The organism is Citrobacter sp. FDAARGOS_156 (genome assembly GCF_001559235.2).
Classification (GTDB): domain Bacteria; phylum Pseudomonadota; class Gammaproteobacteria; order Enterobacterales; family Enterobacteriaceae; genus Citrobacter; species Citrobacter youngae.
The window spans coordinates 4,240,877-4,266,175 of record NZ_CP014030.2 but is presented as its reverse complement, the minus strand read 5'-3'; the positions used below and the strand labels follow the sequence as shown (position 1 = coordinate 4,266,175).

The window sequence follows — 25,299 nt, the reverse complement described above, 5'->3', positions numbered from 1 at the left end:
TTCTCTTAGGTTTGCCAGATTCGCGGTAGCACAGGCGCTTTGTGTGTCAGCAACGGGCGCAGGAATTGCCAGATGTCACGCATAACGCGCTGTACAATCAGGTTGTCGTCGGCAAGAAAGCGGATTGTTAGCAGCGAGTCATTAAGCGTTGCCCCGGCGTAATCGCCAAGCGGTGTAAGCCGCTCGCGCGTGCCCTCCAGCATGTGTTCGCTGGCCGGATAACACAGCAACGTGCCGACCCAGGGATGATGCGCAACTCCACTCAGCTCTCCCTCCTGCAACTGCAAGCGTTCTATCAACAGCGGCTGGTCATCTCGCCACACTTCCAGACGGTTTTGCAGCACGCCGTGGCTGAAGGTCTCTTGCATAACCGGTCGCCCAAGACACAACAGATCCCAGGCCAGCAAACGACTCTCTGATGCGATGTGAAATACAGACTGAATAACAGCGTTGGTGCCGGGAAAGAGGATCGTATCCTGCGGCAGCCACTCCAGCGTGGCGTGCGAGGCGAGGGTAAAGTGCTGGCGCAGCAACGCTTGTGGCCCTCGGCTGCGATAAAACTTGCCCGCGCCGGGCTGGGTGATTAACGCATGGCTGTTTTCGTCGAGCGTGACGGCAATATGAAGCTCATCTCCGCCAACGATCCCCGCAGGTGGATGCAGCAAATAGAGGTGACAGACCTCCTCTTCCGGGTAAAACGGACGCTGAACCGTCAATGGACCATGATGACGCGCCGAGGCGAGCACCGTTTTGTGCCCGGTGCGGGTAAAATGCAGATCCAGTTCGGCCTGCCAGCCCCGTGTGAGTGTCTCGTGCGCAACCGTGTCCAGAGCGTTTCCCCTATCAGCATGAGGGTGTTTGCATACAAAAAAGTATGCCTCAGCGCATCGGGAAATCGATCATATGAGAAGCTTATGGAAAAAGGGGCGACAATATGCCGCCCAAGGGAGATTACAGTAAAACGAGGGGCATCCAGAGCAGACCGGTGATCACCAGCAGCACGAGGAAAATCAGGCCAAAAATAGCGCCGAGCCGCCAGTAATCCACCGTCGGCAAATAACCGCTGCCGTAGTAGATAGGGCTGGGACCGGTGGCGTACGGGGTCAGAATACTGCCCAGGCCAATGGCGGCGCCGACCATCAGGCAGAAGACCGGTAGCGGGATTTCCGGCATCGCCAGCGCGGCGGCAATCATCATCGGCGCGAGGGCAGAGGTATACGCCGTGGCGCTGGCAAAGAAGTATCGCAGCAGGTAGAACACCACGATCAGCGCCACCATCACCATCACCGGCGAATAGCCACTCAGCCCGTTTGCCAGCAGCTTGCCGAACCAGGAGATAAAGCCGGTGTTGTTCAGTCCGGTGGCGAGCGTTATCAGCGAGGCCAGCCAGAAAAAGACGTTCCACGCGGCTTTATTACTGACGATGTCATCCCAGTTGATGATGCGCAAAACCAGCATCAACGCCACTACGCTGTATCCGACCATCGCCGCGTCAATAAAATCGCCGCCGAAAATCCACAACACCAGTGCGCCGACCATCAGCACCAGCATCTTTTTCTCGCGAGCGCAGAGTGGTCCCATCGCTTTTAGCTCTGTATCCGCCCAACGTGGAACCTGATCGCCGGATTTCAGCACTGGTGGATACAGCACGTACGCCAGCCACGGCACGATCAGCACCAGTAAAATGCTCAGCGGCAGCATGCCTAAGAACCAGTCGCCCCAGCTCAGCGCCGTGTGGGACGCGCCTTTCATCAGGCCGATCAACAGCAGATTAGGTGCCATCGCCGTTAAGAAAATAGCGCTGGTAACGCAGTCAGCGACAATGCCCATCCACATGATGTACGAGCCAATGGAGCGTGAACTGGCGCTATTGGGTTGTGAATTATACAGCGGCGGCAGGTTGCGGATAATCGGGTAGATTATTCCGGCTCCGCGCGCGGAGTTGGAAGGCGTGACGGGAGCGAGGATCAGCTCTGAGAACATCACCGCATAGCCGAGAAACAGCGTCCGGTGTCCCATCTTTTTCACCAGCATCAGCGCGATACGCCGACCGAGCCCGGTTTTTTCATAGCCGGTACCAAACATAAAGGCCGCGAAGATCAGCCAGATAACCGAGTTTGAGAATCCAGATACCGCCCACGACAGCGATTTGGCGGTAAATTTAAAACCGTCCTGCGCGAGTTGCTCCGGGCTGAACAGCAGCCACGGTGAAAGGACGGCGATGATCGAAATGCCAATCATCGCCACCACCGCGCCCGGTACAGGTTCCAGAATAAGCCCGACAATCACACCGGTAAAGACGGCAAAATAGAGCCAGGTGTGACTCTCAAGACCGGTGGGGACGGGCAGAACAGCAATAATGGCGATGACCACCAGCGGAGCCAGGTATCGCCACCAACCAGCTAAAGGTGCCATTGTTGTATCCCTGCGAAGAGGGAGAGGCGTTACGCCCCTCCGGGAGGGTTATTTGATGTAGTGCACGTGTTCGCAGATTTCATCGACGATAGGATCGCGACGTTCAGCGAACAGCTTTTTGTTTTCGGCAATCAGGTTATTGCCGTGGGTATCGATGGAAACGATCAGCGGGCCGAACTCTTTTACCCTGCATACCCACAGAGATTCCGGCATGCCGAGTTCAGTCCAGTGTACCTCTTCAATTTCTTCAACCTGAGTTGCCGCCACGACCGCACAGCCAGCCGGGAAGATGACGTGCAGCGCTTTGAACTGCTTGCAGCCTTCTTCCGTCAGCGGTCCCATGCCGCCTTTGCCGACCACCAGCTTGACGCCCGTCTGCTCGATAAAGTCTTTCTCAAACGCTTCCATACGCATGCTGGTAGTTGGGCCGACGGAGACCATCTCCCATTTTTCACCGTTCTTACGGACGATCGGGCCCGCATGGAAAATGGCTTTGCCGTTCAGGTCATAAGGAATCGGGCGCTTCAGTTCGATCAGGCGGCGGTGGCAAACGTCACGGCAGGTCACCAGCGTACCGGTCAGGTAAATGACATCGCCAACGCGAATGTCTGCCAGATCTTCGGCTTTGATCGGGGTTGTGAGGATCTTTTTCATAACGCGCTCCGGGTGTGAGACAGGTTTTCGAAGGAAAGGTCGGCATGAACCAACAGCGTGCCGCGACGATGCGCCCAGCAGCCGGTAGAGACGGCAACGCCGATAGTCGACGGGTGGCGCGCGGCGGATTCGATATGCACGCCCATCACTGAGCTATTCCCGGTCAACCCTTGCGGCCCAATGCCCAGACGGTTAAGTCCTTCTTCCAGGCGCAGTTCCAGTTCTGCCGCTTTTGGGTTTGGATGGCGTGATCCGATTGGGCGCAGCACCGCTTTACGAGAAAGCACGGCAGCGGTTTCTACAGAGGTGGCAATACCCACGCCCACCAGTACCGGCGGACAGGCGTTGACTGCCAGCGTGGAGATATTTTCGAAGACAAATTTCACCACGCCTTCATAGCCTTCAGAAGGCATTAACACTTTCGAGCGCCCCGGCAGCGTACAGCCGCCGCCTGCCATGTAGACTTCGATTTCCGCGTCATCGTTATCAGGGATGATGTCCCAGGTGACCCACGGCACACCGGTGCCGGTATTTTTTCCGGTATTCACTTCGTCAAAAATCTCAACCGCGTTATGGCGCAGCGGCGCTTTTACCGTGGCATCTTCAACGGCCTGTTTCAGAATACTTTGCAGTTCGCCGAGGTGTGGAAAACGGGAACCGACCTTCACGAAGAACATAATCTCCCCGGTGTCCTGACAGGCCGGACGATTCAGGTCGATAGCTTTCTGCATGTTGTCAAACATGGTGTGGTAGATGATTTTACCCATCTTTGATGTTTCGCCTTCACGCAGTTGCTTTAATTTATCCACAACATCGTCAGGCATGCGGGTAGAAATCATGGCGGTAAAGTCGGCGACAATGTTCGTCAGCGTAGTTATCGCTTGTTGGTTATTTTGATTGCTCATCTTATTAACTCCAGTTCTTTTATTTGTCTGGAAATAAATTCTCCGCCACAAACTACCACTAAAAATGTGGTTTTATATTATTTGGCACTGTGAATATCTAATTAACAGTTCGTGAATGATGTCCAGATAAGGCAATAAAAATTGCGCCAGGGCAGGGTTTAATACGTATGGGAGAATTACACTGCGGTTAACCACATTACGGATTACCGATCATGCTGAACACGTATCCCCTGGCGAAAGACCTGCAGGTGCTGGTTGAAATTGTGCATAGCGGCAGCTTTAGCGCCGCCGCTGCGACGCTGGGGCAAACGCCGGCGTTTGTGACGAAACGCATTCAGATCCTTGAGTCTACGCTGGGGACGACGCTGCTAAGCCGCTCGGCGCGCGGCGTGGCGCTAACGGAGAGTGGTCAGCGTTGCTATGAACATGCGCAGGCGATCCTCGCAGGTTATCAGCATCTGGTCGATGACGTTACGCAACTCAAAACGCGTCCGGCGGGGATGATTCGTATCGGCTGTAGCTTTGGTTTTGGGCGCAGTTATATTGCACCGGCAATTACCGAATTGATGCACAGCTATCCTGAATTACAGGTACATTTTGAACTTTACGATCGGCAAATTGATTTGGCGCAGGATAATATCGATTTGGATATTCGTATCAATGATGAAATTCCTGATTATTATATTGCGCATTTGTTAACGAAAAACAAAAGAATATTGTGTGCGTCCCCGACGTATTTACAAAAATACGGTGAGCCGATGACGTTACAGGAATTAATTCGACATGATTGTCTGGTCACCAAAGAACGGGATATGACTCACGGGGTGTGGGAACTGGATAACGGTCAGGAGAAAAAGTCGGTTAAGGTGGCGGGACATCTTTCTTCTAACAGCGGTGAGATTGTGCTGCAGTGGGCGCTGCAGGGAAAAGGGATCATGCTGCGTTCTGAATGGGACGTACAACCGTTTCTGGCTAGCGGTGAACTGGTGCGGGTGCTACCGGACTATGCGCAAAGCGCCAATATCTGGGCGGTTTATCAGGAGCCGTTGTATCGCAGCGTGAAGCTTCGAGTGTGCGTGGAGTTTCTGGCGACGTGGTGTCAGAACCGATTAGGCAAACCGGTGGAGGGGTATCACATCCCCGAGGCCGGATAAGACACCGACGCGTCGCTATCCGACAATAAAATCACTCGGGGTCTTTTTCGCGTTTTTTCTTTAGCTTGGTCCAGATCTTCGGCTCCTGACGACGCCACAGACGCTGAATGTTGTCATGGTGACGAAGCAGAATTAAGCACGACAACATGGACACCGGGAAAGTGAACTGGGGATTGAACCACCAGACGTAAAAAGGGGCGATCAGCGCACTGACGATAGCGCCTAACGACGAATAGCCGCTTAACAGGACGGTTAGTAGCCAGGTTCCGGCCATCACGCCGGTTAAGTCCCAGCCAATCGGCGCAATTGCGCCAAAGGCGGTGGCAACGCCTTTTCCACCTTTAAAGCCGAAAAATACCGGCCAAATGTGTCCCAGACAGGCGGCGATTGCGATCAATCCCAGCCAGAAGGGGCTGACGCCTAGCGCATAGGCACCCCAGACGGGTAACATACCTTTCAGGACGTCGAAAATCAGTACCGCGACGGCGGCTCCCTTGCCACCGATGCGCAGCACGTTTGTCGCGCCCGGATTCCCAGAGCCGCTGTCGCGCGGGTCCGGCAATCCAGCAAGGCGGCATACCAGAATAGCACTGGAAATTGAGCCACAGAGGTACGCGAAGATAATCATTCCAGGCGCGATTGCACTCATAAGCTGTTCCGTTTTGAAAATGTCGTGTAAAACGCTACTTCTGTGGATAATACGCATATTTCGCCGGAAGTGGTATCCGGGTTAGCCAAAAAGCAGGCAGGTCGTGATGGATATTGTATTTATAGAGCAACTTTCTGTAATCACCACTATTGGTGTTTACGACTGGGAACAAACGATCGAACAACAGTTGGTGTTCGATATCGAAATGGCGTGGGATAACCGCAAAGCGGCGAAAAGCGATGATGTGGCTGATTGCCTGAGCTATGCTGATATTGCTCAAACGGTTGTTAATCATGTGGAAGGTGGGCGTTATGCGCTGGTAGAACGTGTGGCGGAAGAGGTGGCGGATTTGCTACTTAACCGCTTTAATTCTCCGTGGGTGCGCATCAAGCTGAGCAAACCTGGTGCGGTGGCCCGTGCGGCAAACGTCGGGGTCGTTATTGAGCGTGGCAATAATCTGAAAGAAAATAATTAATTTAATAATTTCTAAATCAAACGGGTATAAAAGAGTCCTGACGTCGGCTCTTTTTTGCCGTGCTTTTTCTCTTTCGTTAGGGGTTTATTGATGAGTGATATGCACTCGCTGCTGGTGGCGGCAATTTTGGGTGTGGTCGAAGGGCTGACGGAGTTCCTACCCGTTTCCAGTACCGGCCATATGATAATTGTTGGCCACTTGTTAGGTTTTGAGGGCGATACCGCAAAAACGTTTGAAGTCGTGATCCAACTGGGTTCCATTCTGGCGGTAGTGGTGATGTTCTGGCGACGTCTGTTTGGTTTAATTGGCATTCACTTTGGCAAGGCCCCGCATGAAGGTACTGGTAAAGGTCGGCTGACGCTGGGGCATATCCTGTTGGGGATGATTCCAGCCGTTGTCCTTGGGCTGGTCTTCCACGACACCATCAAGTCACTGTTTAATCCGATCAACGTGATGTATGCGCTGGTGGTGGGGGGCGTGCTGCTGATTGTCGCAGAGTGCCTGAAACCGAAAGAGCCGCGCGCGCCGGGTCTGGATGATATGACATATCGCCAGGCGTTTATGATTGGCTGTTTTCAGTGTCTCGCGCTGTGGCCGGGTTTTTCTCGCTCAGGAGCGACGATTTCTGGCGGTATGCTGATGGGGGTGAGCCGTTACGCGGCCTCTGAATTCTCTTTCCTGCTGGCTGTGCCGATGATGATGGGCGCGACGGCGCTGGATCTCTACAAAAGCTGGTCGTTCCTCAGCGCGTCAGATATTCCGATGTTTGCAGTTGGATTTGTGACGGCGTTTATCGTGGCACTGGTGGCGATCAAAACCTTCCTGCAGCTGATTAAGCGTATCTCGTTCATTCCGTTTGCGATTTACCGCTTTGTTGTGGCGGCTGCCGTTTACGTCGTGTTCTTCTGATGACTTACCGTGGTGCCGGATGGCGGCGTTTCGCCTTATCCGACCTACGGGTGATATCCGTTCAGGCGGTGGGTTTAGGACACCGCTTCTCCTTCCAGTTGGCCACCGCCGCGATGCGGCGTCGGGTCAGTTCTTCACGAATTGCCTGACCTTTGAATCCCGCTTCCACGACATCTTTCGTGGGAACCGCCTGTGCAACCAGCCAGGCTTCACGCAACAGCCTGCCTTGCGGGTAATCCGCCGCTTCAAAACCGGTTCGCCCACGCACGTCGGCCTCGCTGGTCAGGGCGATTTGCTCCACGCGCTGCGGTTTGCGCCACGCATCGATGGAATCAAACAGCTTAACGATGGTTTTCGGTTGCAGGATCGGGAAGGTATGAATCAGGTCGTGGAACTCGGCTACCAGTTTGGCTAAGTCGCGGATGTCATTCGGCACGCGCAGGCGCTGACACAGTTGCTCGACCAGCTTAACGCCCGCCGGACCGTGGCCGTGGTGGCGCGGCCATAGCGCTTTAGGCGTTAATGCTTTACCGAGATCGTGACACAGCGTGGCGAAACGCACGTCGACCTCCGGGCTTAACATGGCTGCCATCGACAGCGTCATCAGCGTGTGAATACCGGTATCGATTTCCGGATGCCACTGCGCGGGCGCGGGAACGCCGAACAGAGCATCTACTTCCGGGAACAGCACGCCGCAGGCATCGCAATCGCGCAGGACCTGAAAAAATACCTGTGGGTTGCGGGTGGTTAAGGCGCTTTCTGTCTCTTTCCACACGCGTTCTGGCGTCAGGTGTTCCAGCTCTCCAGCGGCGGCCATGTTGCGCATCAGCGTCATGGTTTCATCAGCAACACGAAAGCCAAGGTGCGCATAGCGAGCAGCAAAGCGCGCCACGCGCAGCACGCGCAGCGGATCTTCGCTAAAGGCCGGGGAAACATGACGCAGCAGGCGGTTTTCCAGATCGTCGCGTCCGTTATACGGGTCGATAATCTCCCCGTTGTCATCGCGGGCCATTGCGTTGATGGTCAGGTCGCGCCGCTGAAGATCGGCTTCCAGCGTCACATCTGGCGCGGCATAACAGGTGAATCCGGTGTAACCTGAGCCCGATTTTCGTTCGGTGCGTGCCAGCGCATACTCTTCCCGGGAGTGTGGGTGGAGAAACACGGGGAAATCGCGGCCTACCTGCTGATAGCCCGCGTCAAGCATCTCCTGCGGCGTGGCACCGACAACGACCCAATCTTTATCTTTAATCGGTAGCCCTAATAACGCATCCCGAACAGCACCACCGACCAGATAAATCTTCACGCCACTTTCCTTTTGAAAAAAACATCCCTTAATCATATGTCAGTGTGGCGGAGAAGGCGATTCAGTTCATCCAGCGATCTTTGCGTTTACGGCTTGGGATCATGTGCGGCAGAACCAGACCGAGCAGCAGACCAAGACCCAGCACGCCGCCGCCATACATAAACCATTGCATGATGATAGTACGCTGTTTGTCATCAAGCTGAAGGTTGGCTGCGCTTACCTTCTTTTGCGCCACGATAAGCTCGTTCTTCAGCTTCTGGTTTTCTTCCTTCAACCCGTCGATCACGCTGTCGCTTTGCGATACTTTTTGCTGCATATCGGCGGTACGCTGATTCCATGTGGTATCGATATTATTGAGCTTATCGGTCAGTGTTTTAACCTGGTTTTCCAGATCGGGTACACGGGTACGCAGGCTTGGCGTACTGTTCAGCTCTTTCAGTGGGATCCAGGCGGTACGTCCGGTGCTGTCTTTCACCTGGGCGTAGTTGGTGTTGGCATCGGTCTGTAATAGCGTGACTTCCTCGCCGGCGTTAACCGTACCCACGAGGCGATAATTATCTCCCGGACCGCTGCGGACCCAGGTGTTCAGTTCGTCAGAGACATAGCGCTTCTCTTCGGCATGAGAGACTGCAGTGGCGCTAAGTGCGAGTAAAGTTAATCCAATCAGGCGTAATTTTGGCATCAGGCTGTCGTTATTGTCATAGAAAGTGGAACGATAGTAGTGGCATCAGTGTCTCTACGCAAAGCATTCGACATCAATCGGAATCATCTGTGTCCTTTTTGCCACCACCCGAAACTTTTACGCCCGTCAAATTGCTCGTTGCATGGCAATTTGGCGCAAAATACTATCTACTGACCATAAAGAACGAACTTAGTTCGCAGTCAGTTTTCTCAACTGTGACATAACCCATAAGTACAAGACCATGGCCCAGGAAATCGAATTAAAATTTATCGTTAATAGTGACGCTGTAGATGCGCTGCGTGAACGTCTGAATACGCTGGGGGGAGAGCATCATGCGCCCAGCCAGTTGCTGAATATTTACTACGAAACGCCGGATGCGTGGTTGCGTGGTCACGATATGGGGCTGCGTATTCGCGGTGAAAACGGTCATTACGAAATGACCATGAAAATTGCCGGACGCGTGACGGGCGGACTGCACCAGCGGCCGGAATATAACGTTGCACTAAACGCGCCTGAGCTGGATCTCACCTTGTTCCCAACGGAAGTCTGGCCCGATGGCGAGCTGCCCGCTGAACTTGCTTCTCAAGTGCAACCGTTGTTCAGCACCGATTTTTACCGTGAGAAATGGTTGGTTGATGTTGATGGCAGCCGGATTGAAATGGCCCTCGATCTGGGGGAAGTGAAAGCGGGCGAGTTTGCAGAACCTATCTGTGAGCTTGAACTTGAACTGCTAAGCGGCGATACCCGTGCGGTACTGAAGCTGGCAAACCAGCTGGTTTCGCAAACCGGTTTACGCCAGGGCAGTTTGAGCAAAGCAGCGCGCGGTTATCATTTGGCCCAGGGGAATGCGCCGCGCGAACTCAAACCGACGCGCATTTTACAGGTTCCGGCGAAGGCGAGCATTGAGCAGGGGCTGGAAGCGGCGCTGGAGCTGGCATTATCACAGTGGCAGTATCACGAAGAGCTGTGGGTACGCGGCGTGAAAGGGGCGAAAGCCGAGGTGCTGGCGGCAATGGGTCTGGTGCGTCACATTCTGATGTTGTTTGGCGGTAATGTGCCACGAAAAGCGAGCGCTCACTTACGTGATTTGCTGACCCAATCGGAAGCGATCATTGCGTCGGACGTTTCTGCTATTTCGGCGGTTTACAGTACGCAAACGGCAATGGCCAAGCTGGCGCTGACCGAATGGCTGGTGACCAAAGGGTGGCAGCCGTTCCTGGATGCGAAGGCGCAGGGCAAAATTGCCGACTCCTTTAAGCGCTTCTCTGATACCCATCTTTCACGCCATGCCGCTGAGCTGAAAACCACTTTCGCTCAGCCGTTGGGCGATAAGTACGTCGATCAGCTACCGCGCCTGACGCGCAACATTGATAGCATGCTGATGCTGGCGGGATACTACGACGAAAATGTTGCATCGGAATGGATCGCCAACTGGCAGGGCTTACGTCGCGCCATTATAGCTAACCAATATATTGAAATTGAACACTTCCGCAACGAGGCGATCGCGCTGGAGCCGTTCTGGCTGCACAGCGGAAAACGATAATCAGGGTTGAGGCCGGGATGCCTGATGGCGCTGCGCTTATCAGGCCTACGAGGCCATACCATGAGCCTCAATACGCAAAGGATGTCCCATACATGAAGCAGCTCTCTTCACCGTTACAGCAGTACTGGCAGACCGTTGTTGAGCGGCTGCCAGCAGCAATCTCTGAGCCCTCGCTAAGCGTGCAGGCGAAGTCAGTGCTTACATTCAGTGATTTTGTCCGCGACAGCATGATTGCCCATCCCGAATGGCTGGTTGAGCTGGAAAGTGCGCCACCCCAGGCGGATGAATGGCAACACTATGCCGAGTGGTTGCAGCAAGCATTGGTTGACGTCGGCGATGAAAACACGCTGATGCGCGAGCTGCGCCTGTTTCGCCGCCGTATCATGGTGCGTATTGCCTGGGCGCAGACGCTGTCGCTGGTGACGGAAGAGAGTATTTTGCAGCAGTTAAGCCATCTGGCTGAAACGCTGATTATTGCCGCTCGAGACTGGTTGTATGACGCCTGCTGTCGAGAGTGGGGTACGCCCTGTAATTCTGAAGGTGTGGCGCAGCCGCTGCTGATTTTAGGTATGGGAAAACTCGGCGGCGGCGAGCTGAATTTTTCTTCTGATATCGATCTGATTTTTGCCTGGCCGGAACACGGCAGCACACAGGGTGGGCGTCGCGAGCTGGATAACGCGCAGTTCTTTACCCGTATGGGCCAGCGGCTTATCAAAGTGCTGGATCAGCCCACAATGGATGGGTTTGTCTATCGGGTGGATATGCGTTTACGCCCGTTTGGCGACAGCGGCCCGCTGGTGCTGAGCTTCTCCGCGCTGGAGGATTATTACCAGGAGCAAGGGCGCGACTGGGAACGCTATGCGATGGTCAAAGCCCGCATTATGGGCGATTCTGACGGTACTTACGTCAGCGAGCTTCGCGCGATGCTGCGGCCTTTTGTCTTCCGTCGCTATATTGATTTTAGCGTGATCCAGTCGCTGCGTAACATGAAAGGGATGATTGCGCGTGAAGTACGCCGTCGTGGCCTGAAAGACAACATCAAGCTGGGGGCGGGCGGCATTCGTGAAATCGAATTTATCGTGCAGGTATTCCAGCTTATTCGCGGTGGGCGGGAGCCGTCGCTGCAATCCCGCTCGCTGTTACCCACGCTCAGTGCCATCAATGAATTACACCTGCTGTCTGATACCGACGCGGAACAACTGCGTGCAGCCTATCTCTATTTACGCCGCCTGGAAAACCTGCTGCAAAGCATCAATGATGAACAGACCCAAACGCTGCCGGGCGATGAACTGAATCGCGCGCGACTGGCGTGGGGGATGAACGTTGATGACTGGCAGCAATTAACCGATGTACTGGCCAATCATATGGACAACGTACGCCGGGTATTTAACGAGCTGATTGGCGATGACGAGGCCGAAACCCAGGAAGAGTCGCTCTCAGAACTGTGGCGTGAATTGTGGCAGGACGCCTTACAGGAAGATGACACCACGCCAGTGCTGACGCATCTGGCGGATGAAGATCGGCGGCGCGTGCTGTCTCTGATTGCCGATTTCCGCAAAGAGCTGGATAAACGCACCATTGGCCCGCGAGGACGTCAGGTGCTGGATCATTTAATGCCGCATCTGTTGAGCGATGTCTGTACGCGTGACGACGCCTCAATACCGCTGTCGCGCATCACACCGCTGCTGGTGGGCATTGTGACCCGCACGACCTATCTGGAGCTGCTGAGTGAATTCCCGGGCGCGCTTAAGCACCTGATTTCACTCTGTGCCGCCTCGCCGATGATTGCCAGCCAGCTGGCGCGGTATCCGCTGTTGCTCGATGAACTGCTGGATCCGAACACCCTGTATCAACCCACCGCGACGGATGCCTACCGCGATGAGCTGCGCCAGTATTTGCTGCGCGTACCGGAAGATGACGAAGAACAGCAACTGGAGGCACTGCGCCAGTTTAAGCAAACGCAGCTTTTGCGAATTGCGGCGGCTGATATTGCCGGTACGCTGCCAGTGATGAAAGTGAGCGATCACTTAACCTGGCTGGCGGAAGCGATTATTGATGCGGTAGTCCAGCAGGCGTGGACGCAGATGGTTGCTCGCTACGGGCAACCTACCCATCTTGGCGAACGTGAGGGGCGCGGTTTTGCCGTCGTCGGCTATGGCAAACTGGGCGGCTGGGAACTGGGCTACAGTTCCGATCTTGATTTGATCTTCCTGCATGATTGCCCGATGGACGTGATGACGGACGGTGAGCGTGAGATTGATGGGCGACAGTTCTATCTGCGTCTGTCGCAGCGCATTATGCACCTTTTCAGCACCCGTACCTCGTCCGGTATTTTGTACGAAGTGGATGCGCGGCTGCGTCCGTCTGGCGCGGCGGGAATGCTGGTGACCTCAACAGATGCTTTCGCTGACTACCAGCGCAACGAAGCCTGGACGTGGGAACATCAGGCGCTGGTGCGTGCTCGCGTGGTATACGGCGACCCGCAGTTGACCTCTCAGTTTGATGCGATTCGTCGCGATATCATGACCCTCGTCCGTGATGGGAAAACCTTGCAGACCGACGTGCGTGAAATGCGTGAGAAAATGCGCGCCCATTTGGGCAATAAGCATCGGGATCGTTTTGATATTAAAGCGGATGAGGGTGGCATTACAGATATTGAATTTATTACGCAATATCTGGTGCTGCGCTATGCGCATGAAAAACCGAAGCTGACGCGCTGGTCGGATAACGTGCGCATTCTGGAATTGCTGGCGCAAAACGACATTATGGATGAGCAGGAAGCGCTGGCGCTTACCCGCGCTTATACAACGCTGCGCGACGAACTTCACCATCTTGCCCTGCAGGAACTTCCGGGCCATGTAGCGGCGGAACACTTCAGCGCTGAACGTACGCTGGTGCGTGACAGCTGGCAGAAGTGGCTGGTTGCCGAGTGAAGTGTGCTATTATCGCGCGCAAATTTTAAGACCCTCAGAGAATCTCTCAGGAGACAGGAATGAAAGTAACGCTGCCAGAGTTTGAACGTGCAGGAGTCATGGTTGTCGGTGATGTGATGCTGGATCGCTACTGGTACGGCCCTACCAGCCGTATTTCACCTGAAGCGCCGGTTCCGGTGGTGAAGGTCGATACCATCGAAGAACGTCCCGGTGGCGCAGCAAACGTGGCGATGAACATTGCCTCTCTGGGCGCAAATTCTCGTCTGGTGGGTTTGACTGGTATCGATGACGCGGCGCGTGCGCTGAGCAAAACGCTGGCGGATGTGAACGTAAAATGCGACTTCGTTTCCGTGCCGACGCATCCGACAATCACCAAACTGCGCGTGCTTTCCCGTAACCAGCAGTTGATTCGCCTGGATTTCGAAGAAGGTTTTGAAGGCGTGGATCCGCAACCGCTGCACGAGCGAATTAACCAGGCGCTGGGTTCTATCGGCGCTCTGGTGCTCTCTGACTATGCCAAAGGCGCGTTGGCAAGCGTGCAGCAAATGATTGCTCTGGCGCGTAAGGCTGGCGTGCCGGTGCTTATCGATCCGAAAGGGACCGATTTTGAACGTTACCGCGGCGCAACGCTGCTAACGCCGAACCTGTCTGAGTTTGAAGCGGTAGCCGGTAAATGCAAAAGCGAAGATGAACTGGTTGAGCGCGGTATGAAAGTGATTGCTGATTTCGACCTTTCCGCACTGCTGATTACCCGTTCAGAACAGGGGATGACGTTGCTGCAACCGGGCAAATCGCCACTGCATATGCCGACGCAGGCGCAGGAAGTGTATGACGTGACCGGTGCGGGCGATACGGTAATCGGCGTGCTGGCGGCGACGCTGGCGGCGGGTAATTCGCTGGAAGAGGCGTGCTATTTTGCTAACGCTGCTGCCGGTGTTGTGGTCGGTAAACTGGGAACCTCCACCGTTTCTCCGATTGAACTGGAAAACGCCGTGCGTGGTCGGGCTGATACTGGTTTTGGCGTGATGAGCGAATCTGAGCTGAAACAGGCCGTCGCCAGCGCCCGCAAGCGCGGTGAGAAAGTGGTGATGACTAACGGCGTGTTCGACATCCTGCATGCGGGCCATGTCTCCTATCTGGCAAATGCGCGCAAGCTGGGCGATCGCCTGATCGTGGCGGTAAACAGCGATGCGTCGACCAAACGTCTGAAAGGCGAAACGCGTCCGGTCAACCCGCTGGAACAGCGCATGATCGTGTTGGGCGCGCTGGAATCCGTCGACTGGGTGGTCTCTTTTGAAGAGGATACGCCGCAGCGTCTGATCGCTGGCATCCTGCCGGATCTGCTGGTCAAAGGCGGCGACTATAAGCCAGAAGATATTGCGGGCAGCAAAGAGGTATGGGCCAACGGCGGAGAAGTGTTGGTGCTGAACTTCGAAGATGGCTGCTCAACGACCAATATCATCAAGAAGATCCAGAAAGACAGCGATAAATAACAAATGCTGGAAACGGGTCAAACTTTTCGTTTCTGTGCGTTTCCCGCTGTTGACGCTGCTGTTTTTTCGACCTAAAGTAAAGGAATAAGGGTGAGAGGGGATTTCTCCCCCCTCTGATTGACTGTTAGTAAGCGTGGAAACTTAACAGTAACAGCACAACCAGTATGATGACTCGCTTCATCATAACCCTTTCCTTATTAAAGCCCCTTCTTCGAGAGGGGCTTTCTCGTTGCAGCCCCTTGCTGACCAAGCGATTGTTAGTGAGCGACCTGACAGGCGCAAGGGCTTTCTCCCGCAGGTTTTTTATTGCTGGAGCATCCACGCAAAACGGCGCGCCAGAATAAAAAATCCCCGGCTTTATGGGCCAGGGACGGGGGACATAAGGCAGAAGTCGTTATTCTTCTTTTATCGTTGTCTGATGGTTAACGTCGACTGTTGTCGTGGCGTTTAACGGAGTGGTAAGCGCATTTAGCGAACCGCCGGACAAACCAATTTCATTTAACAGTGAGTCAATCAGCGGCGCTTGTGTACGATAGGCAAGGGCGGCTGATAATGCCTGCTCAGCCAAATTTCCACCGCTTACGTTACCTGCGTTCACTTCACCGACGGCGCCACCACGATTCAGGCCATCAACCTGGATAATCTTGATCCCATCGATAGACTTCATTGGCTCAACGGATTTCTCAATAACCGCTGGCAGAGACTGCAGCAGAGCCAGCTTAAATTTCAGGCTGGTCTGTTCGTCGGAAAGCACGTTGATGGCATCGTTGAGTGCACGCTGGGCTTCGGCTTCTGCGAGACCTTTTTTGCGCGTCGCTTCGGCCAGTTCCACAATTGCCGCCGCCTGCAATTCTGCGGCTTCTTTTTCGGCTTTTGCCCGCACGGTCAATTCAACTGCCTGGGTTTCTGCATCCTGCGCCGCGGCGATCAGCGCGACCTGTTTGGCACGATCCGCTTCTGCGGTCTGGCGGGTGGTTTCTACGTTCTGCTGGGCGCGAACCGCTTCGGCCAGCGCATCGTTAGCTCGCGCTTCAGCCTGAGACTGTTGCTCGGACTTGGCAGCAATGGCTATGGACTTGGTCTGGTTGGCTATCTCCGTTGCCTGCTGCTGTTCGATCTCTTTGATACGAACTTCACGCTCGGCCTCGACTTTTCTTGAGCGCACCGCCTGCTCGCGTTCGATTTCTGTTTCCTGAATCTGGCGTTCGGCAAGGATACGCGTCTGTTCAGCTTCACGATGACGTTCGGCTTCGAAGGCGGCGATTTTGGCGTTTTGCTCGGCCGTGCGGGTTTTCACCTGCTGCTCCTGCTCGAGCGTCATGAAGGCTTCCTGCTGCTCGATCTCCAGCTTGCGCGACAGCGCATCACGGTTTTTCTCACGCACCGCAACTTCAACGTCCTGTTCGACTTCGTTACGTTCGCGGCGACGGCGTTCTGTTTCCTGGGTCAGCTTGGTAAGACCCTCGGCATCAAAGGCGTTATTCGGGTTGAAATGGACTTTTTCGGTCTGGTTAAAGTTGGTGAGTGAAACGCTCTCCAGTTCCAGGCCGTTTTTGGACAGGTCTTCCGCGACGGTATTTTGTACGCCCTGAACGAAGTTTTCACGCGTATCCTGCAGTTCATGCATGGTCATCTGCGACGCAGTGGCACGCAGGGCATCGACAAACTTATCTTCTATTAGCACACGTAAATCCTCTGGTGACAGCGTCCGCTGCCCCAGGGTCTGTGCGGCGGTAGCAATCCCTTCAACAGACGGTTTTACACGCACGAAAAAGGCGACGACGACATCCACACGCATACGGTCTTTAGTGATGAGGCTGTCGACAGTCGAACGGCTCACCTCAAGTTTGAGGGTGTTCATGTTGATAGGAATAATTTCGTGGAAGATGGGCATGACAATTGCGCCACCGCTCATCACCACCTTTTGCCCGCCAAGTCCGGTACGTACAAACGCCTGTTCAGCTGACGCGCGGCGATACAGGCGGGCAAAGATAATCCCGATAATTAATAAGACGACCACCGCCACAATAGCGGTAAACATCCATGAAGGTAACATGCCAAAAACATCATCCATTGTGTTATTCCCTTAAAGTAAAAATTACAAAACATTTGGCCAGGGGTTTAGCTCGGCCAGGTAACGCGTTGCGGAGAGTCGGCAGATAATCAGCACCTTGTCTCCTTTTTTGAATTCTTTGCCTGCTTCAGGCTCTAGTAGCACATAGTGGGTCTGCCCGAACTTATCGGTAAATTTCCCTTCGCATGGGGTTCCGGCACTTGCGGAATGTCCGATAATAATCGCCATGCTGCCGATAAACTCATCTTCTGCGAGAGCGGTGGTTTCATCCCGTGGCAGCCAGGGAGCAATGATTTTTCCGCTGTAATGCACGGCGAAGACGGCAAGAATAAAACTCAGCGGAGCAAGCAGCAGGTTGCTGAGCGGAGCTTGCCACAGTGTGACCGAACCATGTTGAAGAAGGATGCCGAAGAGTCCAAAGAAGCCAGCGAGTAAGCACAGCACGATCAGTGCGGGAATACGTCCGATATTCAAATAGTGCAGCGCTTGTCCAATATTGCCTGAAGTCAGGGCATCGTAGTGATCGAGATGCGCATCCAGTGCGCCCGAAAGGAAGTGCCCGAAAACAAGAGAGATGACTTCCAGTAAGCCAATCAGCAGGACAAATGAAATAGCAAACAGGTAGGGTCCGTTATAATCCGTGAATAAAACCAACTTTCTTCCTCCTGCGACCGCGTTCCCTGATAGTGTCAAAAGTAATGGTTTCACCTCTTACTTTTACATGACGTTACAATAACATGCGTCCTCCTGGTCTTGAATCCGAAAAGAGGCTCATCCCCCTCTTAGATTTCGTAGGAAACTGTGAAGCTGAAGGTTTTTTTGCGCACAATATGTGCAGAATATCTTCGCATCCAGGGAAATACTGGAATCAGAAAAAGCATATGGCCTTAGCAGATATTCAATAACTGGAGGGTATGCTCATGAACAGCAGTATGTATTCAATGAACAATTTCGATTTCCTGGCCCGAAGTTTTGCCAGGATGCAGGCTGAGGGCCATCCCGTTGATATCCAGGCGATAACTGGGAATATGGATGAAGAACACCGTAGCTGGTTTTGCAAACGCTATGCACTTTACTGCCAGCAGGCGACGGAGGCCAGGAAGCTGGAACTGGAACACTAACAGAGAAACGGGCCTTGCGGCCCGTTGTCGTTTTTACTCTTGCGGATCGACTGATGGGATCGCCGGGGCAGGCTTAACTTCTGCCGTTGTTTCACGCGATTCCAGCTCAGTCAGGCGTTGCTCAAGCAGCGCCAGCTTCTCACGAGTACGCAGCAAAACCTGAGTCTGTACATCAAACTCTTCACGGCTTACCAGATCCAGACGGGTCAGCTGTGACTGAAGCGTTTGACGAATTTTCTTCTCGACGTCTTCGCCAAACTCGCGGATCCCTTTCGGCATCGACTCATGAACCTGACGAGCAATCTGCTCAATTTTTTTCGGGTCAATCATTGTGGTTTCCCTGAACTGGTACGTGTTGCTGCCTATTGTAGTGCGAACTGGCACAGGCATAAACCAGAATTGTGTGAAGCTAAGACGAGTAAAGGCGTTGATGAAGGTAATCAATAGCGTTATAGTTAACCCGCTTATTCTCAGGGCGGGGCGAAATTCCCCACCGGCGGTAAATCAACTGATGTTGAAAGCCCGCGAGCGCTTTTCGTGAATGCGAAAAGGTCAGCAGATCCGGTGTAATTCCGGGGCCGACGGTTAGAGTCCGGATGGGAGAGAGTAACGATCCAGTCGGGCATGGACCCGCTCACGTTATTTTTTTGCCGCTTTGACGGCACTCCTAAGACTGCCCTGATTCTGGTAACCATAAATTTAGTGAGGTTTTTTTACCATGAATCAGACGCTACTTTCCTCTTTTGGTACGCCTTTCGAACGTGTTGAACATGCGCTTGCTGCACTGCGTGAAGGACGCGGTGTGATGGTGCTTGACGATGAAGACCGTGAAAACGAAGGTGATATGATTTTCCCGGCAGAAACCATGACCGTTGAACAGATGGCGCTGACCATCCGTCACGGTAGCGGTATTGTTTGCCTGTGCATCACTGAAGACCGACGCAAACAGCTCGATCTGCCGATGATGGTGGAAAATAACACCAGCGCTTATGGTACGGGTTTTACCGTGACCATTGAAGCTGCAGAAGGTGTGACTACCGGTGTTTCCGCAGCAGACCGTGTCACTACAGTTCGCGCGGCGATTAAAGATGGCGCTAAACCTTCCGATCTGAACCGCCCGGGTCACGTTTTCCCGCTGCGTGCTCAGGCTGGCGGTGTGTTAACTCGCGGTGGCCACACCGAAGCCACCATCGATCTGGTGACGCTGGCTGGTTTTAAACCGGCTGGTGTGCTGTGCGAATTGACTAACGATGATGGCACCATGGCGCGTGCGCCACAGTGTATTGAGTTTGCCGGCAAGCACAATATGGCTGTAGTCACTATCGAAGATTTAGTGGCTTATCGTCAGGCGCACGAGCGCAAAGCCAGCTAATAGACTATTACCACGTTAGTTGTGGTAAGCATAAAAAACCGAAGCCGTCTTCCTGGCTTCGGTTTTTTTGTTTCTTGCTCCAATTATTTGGTTCTGGTCAGTTTTAAAGCCCAGGCTCCACTCATTATCACCAGCAGTAGTAAACATAAACCAAAGGCCAGCAAACAGGCCTGTGCCATGTTCATAAAATGCCACGGCGGGAGCAGATACCAGCCTTCAGACTGTTGGTATAGATCGATAAACCACTTTTGCGTACTGCTGAGTGCTACGCCATCGGGAACCACGGGGGCGTCATAGCCGCAATCTCCTGTGGGCTTAAACCACTCCGGAGCCCAGTTTGCCAGCGGCAAATTGAAAGGGAATATCGGATCGGTGGAACATCCCTGGACGCCAAACAGTGAGTCCGGATCCGGGTTATGTACAGCATAATGAATGCCGTTAAGTTTGATGGAGAACTTAATGCCCATGATGCTGCCATAAAATGCCGCGATGCAGCCAATAAGCTTCAGAGCAACATTTTTGGGATTTATTGCCGCGATCAATCCACCGAAAACCATCACAAACATGGCGAAGCGAATGTAGACACACTGCTCGCAGGGAGCCATATAGAGATAGATTTGAAAGAATGAGTGCGCCAGTATTATTAACCCGCCCATCGCGCACGCCATCAGTAGCCACAGAAAGCGCCGTTCCTGCCATCTCACCAGCGTATCAACCGGCGTGGTACGTAAGTCCCGCCAAAATCCTTTTATGAAAGCCATAGCCTGGTCCCTGTTTATTTTGTCGCCAGCTCTCTGACAAGCTCAGCCATGGAGTCAATGGATTTGATACTTTTGGTGTAGATCAGGTATTTACCATTAACGACGTAAGCCGGAACCCCCTGAATTTTGGCGACGTCGTATGCCGCTTTCCATTTCTCCAGCGTTTGCTGAACGGTGGGATCTTGCAGCGCGGCGTCAAAATCTGTCTGGCTCATGCCTGCAGCATCCAGACCTGTTTTAATGAATGCGGCCGGATCTTTACCATCTGACCAGCGCTCTTTCTTGTCGTGGTAAGCAGCGTAATAAGCGAATTTCGCTTTTTTGAACTGCGATTTGGCATCAAATAATGAAATCCCTGCGGCCTGATCTTTAGCAATCATTACTGCAAAAACTTCACTGGCCTGTTTACCATATTCCCCTTTGGTTTCCAGATGAAATGGTGTGAAGGTGACGAGATCGGCCACTTTTTCAGAAACCGGGCCAGTCACGGCTTTATCATATTTGTAACAGAACGGACAGGCGTAGCTAAATACTTTGATTAACGTTTTATCAGCATTCGGAATCGGTTTCTCTAAAACCATATAATCAGTGCCTTCTGTAAAAGCGGAGGCGGCAAACGACGTGGCAAGCGCTGCAGTTAATATCACGCTTTTAAATAATGAAGTAATCCATTTAGATGACATAATTAATCCTTAATCTAACGCGATTATTTAAATATGTGTTGTGGGCGGACCAGTAATGCACGGTAGTGAGTTTGGTTTGGCTTATCTGAAAGGACATCAATCTCAACTTTGACTTCTTTGGTCTTGTAGTCAATTTCATTGATTTTGCCAATGGTTGGTTGCCCAACGTCAAATAAATTAATTGAACCACCAAAGCCAAACATGGTGTCACGGTCTTTCTGATATTCGATAACCGAGGTGATGGGACTATAGAAGTTGTAACCGCGTTCTTTGCCGTATTCCCAGATTTGCTGAACGGTACCTTTTTTCTCGTCAATTTTATATTCGACGAAACGGGAATATTTCATCGTCGGCAATGCTGGTTGTTCGAGCCCACGACCATCGCCGTTGTCAAAGATGGTTAATGTCCCTTTGCTCGAGAGCCATGCGGTGTGCTGTGTATAAGTAAAATCGAAATCGGTGTTTTCGCACTTGCCGTTTTCGTCACATTTTAGCGCGTTGCCTTTACCATCAACCGGTTTTAACAGCTTGCTTGCCAGCGCCTTATTCCAGCCTTTCGACGGAGCGAGGATCCATTTCACCTGTTTATCGCGACCGATTTTAACGACGCCCTGATGGCGGGAAGAGATAATAATGGAGTCATCTTTGGCATCATAGGCAATGGAGTTAACGTGCGCCCAGTTACGACCTGCACCCACCCCGAGGGCGTCACCGTAAGGTGTATCTGGCTCCAGTTTCGCCTGTTGACCGGCATGAGCGAGGTCAACGTTGACGCATACCGCGCCTGCGTCCAGTGCACCCAGAAGCGCATCACGCATCGGATCGAGTATTTTTGTCAGATCCCACACGTCAACCACACGGCCGGACTTGTCTACTTCAATTATCTGATCACGGATGGTTTGCACATGGATGCCATCTTCTTTGCGATAATCGCGTTTGCCCACGCGAAGCAGCACGGTGTCGTTGATTGTTTCGATCGATTCATGCGATGCGTCAAGGAATCCGCGCGGTAGCTTATGATCGGCCAGAATCTGCCCCATCATATCGAATTCGTACCAATGCTGACCCTGAACGGCTGTGAAGGTGCCGCGCGGCGTTTCCCGGATACCCATCAAGTAACCGCGCTTATTGATATCCATGTCATGGCCATCGTAGAAGGTATCTTGATCCAGCCACCAACGATATTCACCTTCCGTATCGACGATAAAGGTGAAGGGGGCAATGTCAAAGGGTAATGCCCCGCCCGCAGGACCCGCATCCAGGATGCCGGCATTTTTATCTTTTTCGCCATGCCAGTGGAATTCCGCCCCTTGTGCCGTGAAGGTATGGGTATTCACCAGATAGAGACGGTCTTCAAAACCAGGCGCTACCTTAATCACTTTCGTTTGCTGTAAATCGGAAATTGAACGGTTATCCATGTAGTGATTAACGATGGCGGACGTTTGCACCACATAATCATCCTTCATGGCTTTGCCATTTTCTTTATATTCAACGGTGACCTTATTAGCAAACTTTTGATAAAGACCAAAAATAGGCACGCCGTCATAGGTTGCTAACGATTCTTTGCCAACAGTATAAGTAACAGGAACTCCTTTCTCGCCTTTGCCATGAACGGTGACTTTAACATCTGAGATAACGTGACTGTCTAATTCCACTAACGCGGTAAGCGGGGCGTTTCCATAAGGATCAACGACTATTGCGCCCAGTTTCCCTGCGGGTTGGGCGGGTTGAAAACCCGCGGCAAAAGAGTTTCCGACTGTTAATCCAAACGTCAGTGCCAGAGTGCCTGCGAGAAGCGTTTTTCGATATTGTATAAACATGGATATATCTCCTTATATTACCTATAAATATAATTATGCTGAATATATTATGTTTTCATAGTGTCGATAAAATATAAAATGGTGTTACTGATTCAACTATTATGGTGAATATATTAATATTGATAAAATGTATTATTTGTGGAAATTATTTTTTATTATTTCCGATAGTATGAGTGAGATATTCTGAGAACAATATTTATTATTGCGTAGTGTGATCTTGTCGACATTGTTTTATTTTCTATAGCGAGTTTGACTATTGGCTTAGCCGCTGGTTTATATGATCGAAATCATATATTTGTTTCTGGAATATGCCACTATAGGAGTATGTCAGAATAAGCTTGTGTAAAATTTTAACGTTAAATGTTTAATGATGTTAAATGTTAAGGGTAAAAGAATGTTTATTGCCTGGTATTGGATCGTATTAATTGCATTCGTTGCATTGGGTTATTATTGCCATATGAAGCGTTATTGCCGGGCATTCCGGCAAGACAGAGACGCATTGCTCGAGGCGCGAAACAAACTCTTTCGTCGCTCTGGTGAAGATAACAGCGTGATTAAGGAACAGGAATAGTCCTTCACGTTCTGCTATGGATGAGCGGATGCTGTAAATGAGCAGGGTGGCATCCGCCCTCTGGATTATCCGATTCCCATGGACTGGAGGATGACGAGGCTTAACCCCATCACCGACATTCCGCACAGGACCCCATAGCTGGGATTATTATTTGGGTCGATCTCTTTTGCCAGTGGCATCAATTCATCGACTGACAGCGCCACCATAATTCCGGCGACCGCGGCCATAATTGCTGCCATCACCACGGGCGAAATCAAACTGCCCAGAATTAACCATGCCAGTACCCCACCTAATATTTCCGCCATTCCCGAGATCCCGGCCCAGAATATAGCGGTACGTTTGGAGCCCGTGGCTGCATAGACCGGACCTGCAACGGCTAATCCTTCAGGAATATTGTGTAATGCGACGGCAAGCGCGATACCAAAGCCCAGTTCGAGGTTGCTGCTGGCGGTAACAAAAGTTGCAATCCCTTCCGGGAAGTTGTGCAGGCTGATACCCAGAGTTAATAAAATCGCAGTACGCTTAATGGAACCGGGTAACGGTTGTGTGGTTTTTTGGACTAAATCCTGAGGGTGAGCGTGCGGCAGCAAACGATCCAGGCCAAAGTAGCCCAGCAAACCAACGATAAACATCCCGTAACCCAGCACCGGCGACATTCCCTCTGCTGCCAGTGCGGCTGGCAACATTTCCATCAGGGAGATCAGCAACATGATACCTGCGGCAAAACCCAGAGAAAACGCGAGAACGCGGTTAGAGGGTTTTTGTCCCAGCACGCCGAGAAATGCACCGATAAATGTGGCGGCGCCTGCCAGTAAGGTCAGAAGTAAAGGTACTGACATCGACAAATAAAACTCCTTATCAATCTGCTGTTCGGGGCGGATCGTCAAAATAACTGATGATCTTCATCATGGTTATCTGAGTTCTTCATCAACCGAAAAAGCGTATTGTGGTGATATCAAAATGACTCCCTCAGTAAGGATATCATCATGTCTTCAACTCGTATGCCAGCATTGTTTTTGGGACACGGCAGCCCAATGAATGTTCTGGAAGATAACGTTTATACCCGTGCCTGGCAGCAACTGGGGGAAACGTTGCCGCGCCCGAAAGCGATTGTTGTGGTATCGGCACACTGGTTTACACGCGGTACTGGCGTAACCGCGATGGAAGCACCTAAAACTATCCACGATTTTGGTGGTTTCCCGCAGGCACTGTATGACACGCATTATCCGGCCCCGGGCTCGCCAGAACTGGCACAGCATCTGGTTGACTTGCTTGCTCCTGTGCCCGTCGCCTTAGACAAAGAAGCGTGGGGTTTTGACCACGGTTCATGGGGTGTGCTAATCAAGATGTACCCGAACGCAGATATCCCGATGGTGCAGTTGAGTGTCGATAGCACCAAACCTGCGGCGTGGCATTTTGAAATGGGCCGTAAGCTGGCAGCGTTGCGCGATGAAGGCATTATGCTGGTGGCCAGTGGCAACGTAGTGCATAACCTGCGTACAGCACGCTGGCATGGTGAGAATACACCATACCCGTGGGCGACCTCATTTAACGATTATGTTAAAGCCAACCTGACATGGCAGGGACCGGTTGAACAGCACCCGCTGGTTAACTATATGGATCATGAAGGCGGATCGCTGTCGAACCCAACGGCGGATCACTATCTGCCGCTGCTGTATGTCCTCGGCGCGTGGGATGGCAAAGAGCCGGTGACGATTCCTGTTGATGGGATTGAGATGGGTAGCCTGAGTATGTTGTCAGTACAGGTGGGATAAAAACGTA

Annotated in this window: 24 protein-coding genes and 1 riboswitch; of the genes, 9 read left to right on the top strand and 15 right to left on the bottom strand. The window is 52.5% G+C overall.

The genetic code is table 11. The features are described from left to right. Positions 1 to 5 precede the first annotated feature (5 nt). From AL515_RS20945 to ttdA, 4 genes are all read right to left on the bottom strand, one after another. Positions 6 to 830, bottom strand: coding sequence for an urease accessory protein UreD (locus tag AL515_RS20945; protein ID WP_225807947.1), 825 nt, complete (start codon positions 828 to 830; stop codon positions 6 to 8). 121 nt (positions 831 to 951) lie between these two features. Beyond that, positions 952 to 2,415, bottom strand: a complete 1,464-nt coding sequence (locus AL515_RS20940; RefSeq protein ID WP_048213259.1) for an anion permease — start codon at positions 2,413 to 2,415, stop codon at positions 952 to 954. Between the two features lie 48 nt (positions 2,416 to 2,463). After that, positions 2,464 to 3,069 carry a L(+)-tartrate dehydratase subunit beta gene (gene ttdB, locus AL515_RS20935; RefSeq protein ID WP_003828447.1) on the bottom strand — a complete coding sequence of 202 codons (606 nt, stop codon included), beginning with the start codon at positions 3,067 to 3,069 and terminating at the stop codon, positions 2,464 to 2,466. Then, positions 3,066 to 3,974, bottom strand: coding sequence for a L(+)-tartrate dehydratase subunit alpha (ttdA, locus tag AL515_RS20930; RefSeq protein ID WP_048213258.1), 909 nt, complete (start codon positions 3,972 to 3,974; stop codon positions 3,066 to 3,068). Before ttdA ends, ttdB begins: the two co-directional genes overlap by 4 nt. Before the next feature lie 212 nt (positions 3,975 to 4,186). Between ttdA and ttdR the strand changes: the two genes are divergently transcribed. Then, on the top strand, positions 4,187 to 5,128 hold the full coding sequence (gene ttdR, locus AL515_RS20925) for an L-tartrate utilization transcriptional activator TtdR (protein WP_061068607.1): 942 nt from the start codon (positions 4,187 to 4,189) through the stop codon (positions 5,126 to 5,128). A 31-nt stretch (positions 5,129 to 5,159) separates the two neighbouring features. Here ttdR and plsY read toward each other — a convergent pair whose 3' ends face one another. Next, positions 5,160 to 5,777: a glycerol-3-phosphate 1-O-acyltransferase PlsY gene (gene plsY / locus AL515_RS20920; protein ID WP_003024662.1), complete on the bottom strand. Its 618-nt coding sequence runs from the start codon at positions 5,775 to 5,777 to the stop codon at positions 5,160 to 5,162. A gap of 106 nt (positions 5,778 to 5,883) precedes the next feature. Between plsY and folB the strand changes: the two genes are divergently transcribed. Continuing rightward, positions 5,884 to 6,252, top strand: coding sequence for a bifunctional dihydroneopterin aldolase/7,8-dihydroneopterin epimerase (gene folB, locus AL515_RS20915; protein ID WP_061068606.1), 369 nt, complete (start codon positions 5,884 to 5,886; stop codon positions 6,250 to 6,252). A gap of 90 nt (positions 6,253 to 6,342) precedes the next feature. Then, complete coding sequence (gene bacA / locus AL515_RS20910) at positions 6,343 to 7,161, top strand: undecaprenyl-diphosphate phosphatase (RefSeq protein ID WP_048213256.1); 819 nt, start codon at positions 6,343 to 6,345, stop codon at positions 7,159 to 7,161. A 61-nt stretch (positions 7,162 to 7,222) separates the two neighbouring features. On the opposite strand, the gene AL515_RS20905 is transcribed toward bacA, so the two are convergent. Both AL515_RS20905 and AL515_RS20900 read right to left on the bottom strand, forming a co-directional pair. Next, complete coding sequence (locus tag AL515_RS20905; RefSeq protein ID WP_061068605.1) at positions 7,223 to 8,464, bottom strand: multifunctional CCA addition/repair protein; 1,242 nt, start codon at positions 8,462 to 8,464, stop codon at positions 7,223 to 7,225. Between the two features lie 61 nt (positions 8,465 to 8,525). Continuing rightward, positions 8,526 to 9,146, bottom strand: coding sequence for a TIGR04211 family SH3 domain-containing protein (locus AL515_RS20900; RefSeq protein WP_048213254.1), 621 nt, complete (start codon positions 9,144 to 9,146; stop codon positions 8,526 to 8,528). Between the two features lie 241 nt (positions 9,147 to 9,387). On the opposite strand from AL515_RS20900, the gene AL515_RS20895 reads away from it, so the two are divergent. The 3 genes from AL515_RS20895 (at position 9,388) to hldE (ending at position 15,115) form a co-directional block, all read left to right on the top strand. After that, on the top strand, positions 9,388 to 10,689 hold the full coding sequence (locus AL515_RS20895; RefSeq protein ID WP_061068604.1) for a CYTH domain-containing protein: 1,302 nt from the start codon (positions 9,388 to 9,390) through the stop codon (positions 10,687 to 10,689). Between the two features lie 92 nt (positions 10,690 to 10,781). Next, positions 10,782 to 13,622: a bifunctional [glutamate--ammonia ligase]-adenylyl-L-tyrosine phosphorylase/[glutamate--ammonia-ligase] adenylyltransferase gene (glnE, locus tag AL515_RS20890; RefSeq protein WP_061068603.1), complete on the top strand. Its 2,841-nt coding sequence runs from the start codon at positions 10,782 to 10,784 to the stop codon at positions 13,620 to 13,622. A gap of 59 nt (positions 13,623 to 13,681) precedes the next feature. Further along, complete coding sequence (gene hldE, locus AL515_RS20885; protein WP_048213251.1) at positions 13,682 to 15,115, top strand: bifunctional D-glycero-beta-D-manno-heptose-7-phosphate kinase/D-glycero-beta-D-manno-heptose 1-phosphate adenylyltransferase HldE; 1,434 nt, start codon at positions 13,682 to 13,684, stop codon at positions 15,113 to 15,115. Between the two features lie 124 nt (positions 15,116 to 15,239). On the opposite strand, the gene AL515_RS23885 is transcribed toward hldE, so the two are convergent. From AL515_RS23885 to AL515_RS20870, 3 genes are all read right to left on the bottom strand, one after another. After that, entirely contained in the window at positions 15,240 to 15,299 is a 60-nt protein-coding gene (locus AL515_RS23885) for a type I toxin-antitoxin system Ibs family toxin (RefSeq protein ID WP_137346154.1), read from the bottom strand. Between the two features lie 210 nt (positions 15,300 to 15,509). After that, entirely contained in the window at positions 15,510 to 17,189 is a 1,680-nt protein-coding gene (locus tag AL515_RS20875) for a flotillin family protein (protein WP_048213250.1), read from the bottom strand. 24 nt (positions 17,190 to 17,213) lie between these two features. Continuing rightward, positions 17,214 to 17,843 (bottom strand): OB-fold-containig protein, encoded by a 630-nt coding sequence (locus tag AL515_RS20870; RefSeq protein WP_061068602.1) that lies wholly within the window; start codon positions 17,841 to 17,843, stop codon positions 17,214 to 17,216. Positions 17,844 to 18,103: 260 nt separating this feature from the next. On the opposite strand from AL515_RS20870, the gene glgS reads away from it, so the two are divergent. Further along, complete coding sequence (gene glgS, locus AL515_RS20865) at positions 18,104 to 18,310, top strand: cell surface composition regulator GlgS (RefSeq protein WP_086523459.1); 207 nt, start codon at positions 18,104 to 18,106, stop codon at positions 18,308 to 18,310. A 33-nt stretch (positions 18,311 to 18,343) separates the two neighbouring features. On the opposite strand, the gene ubiK is transcribed toward glgS, so the two are convergent. Beyond that, the gene (gene ubiK, locus AL515_RS20860; protein ID WP_048213247.1) at positions 18,344 to 18,640 is read right to left on the bottom strand and encodes a ubiquinone biosynthesis accessory factor UbiK; all 297 of its coding nucleotides are present in this window, start codon (positions 18,638 to 18,640) and stop codon (positions 18,344 to 18,346) included. A gap of 132 nt (positions 18,641 to 18,772) precedes the next feature. Next, positions 18,773 to 18,922, top strand: a riboswitch (FMN riboswitch). Between the two features lie 106 nt (positions 18,923 to 19,028). Between ubiK and ribB the strand changes: the two genes are divergently transcribed. After that, complete coding sequence (ribB, locus tag AL515_RS20855; RefSeq protein ID WP_048213246.1) at positions 19,029 to 19,682, top strand: 3,4-dihydroxy-2-butanone-4-phosphate synthase; 654 nt, start codon at positions 19,029 to 19,031, stop codon at positions 19,680 to 19,682. An 83-nt stretch (positions 19,683 to 19,765) separates the two neighbouring features. On the opposite strand, the gene dsbI is transcribed toward ribB, so the two are convergent. The 4 genes from dsbI to zupT form a co-directional block, all read right to left on the bottom strand. After that, positions 19,766 to 20,443 carry a protein-disulfide oxidoreductase DsbI gene (gene dsbI, locus AL515_RS20850; protein WP_048213245.1) on the bottom strand — a complete coding sequence of 226 codons (678 nt, stop codon included), beginning with the start codon at positions 20,441 to 20,443 and terminating at the stop codon, positions 19,766 to 19,768. A 14-nt stretch (positions 20,444 to 20,457) separates the two neighbouring features. Continuing rightward, on the bottom strand, positions 20,458 to 21,126 hold the full coding sequence (locus AL515_RS20845; protein ID WP_061068601.1) for a thiol:disulfide interchange protein DsbA/DsbL: 669 nt from the start codon (positions 21,124 to 21,126) through the stop codon (positions 20,458 to 20,460). Positions 21,127 to 21,149: 23 nt separating this feature from the next. Then, the gene (locus AL515_RS20840) at positions 21,150 to 22,946 is read right to left on the bottom strand and encodes an aryl-sulfate sulfotransferase (RefSeq protein WP_048213243.1); all 1,797 of its coding nucleotides are present in this window, start codon (positions 22,944 to 22,946) and stop codon (positions 21,150 to 21,152) included. A 636-nt stretch (positions 22,947 to 23,582) separates the two neighbouring features. After that, complete coding sequence (zupT, locus tag AL515_RS20830) at positions 23,583 to 24,356, bottom strand: zinc transporter ZupT (RefSeq protein WP_003024600.1); 774 nt, start codon at positions 24,354 to 24,356, stop codon at positions 23,583 to 23,585. A gap of 147 nt (positions 24,357 to 24,503) precedes the next feature. Here zupT and ygiD point away from each other — a divergent pair, with 147 nt between their 5' ends. Next, complete coding sequence (gene ygiD / locus AL515_RS20825) at positions 24,504 to 25,292, top strand: 4,5-DOPA dioxygenase extradiol (RefSeq protein WP_105242194.1); 789 nt, start codon at positions 24,504 to 24,506, stop codon at positions 25,290 to 25,292. Positions 25,293 to 25,299 lie beyond the last annotated feature (7 nt).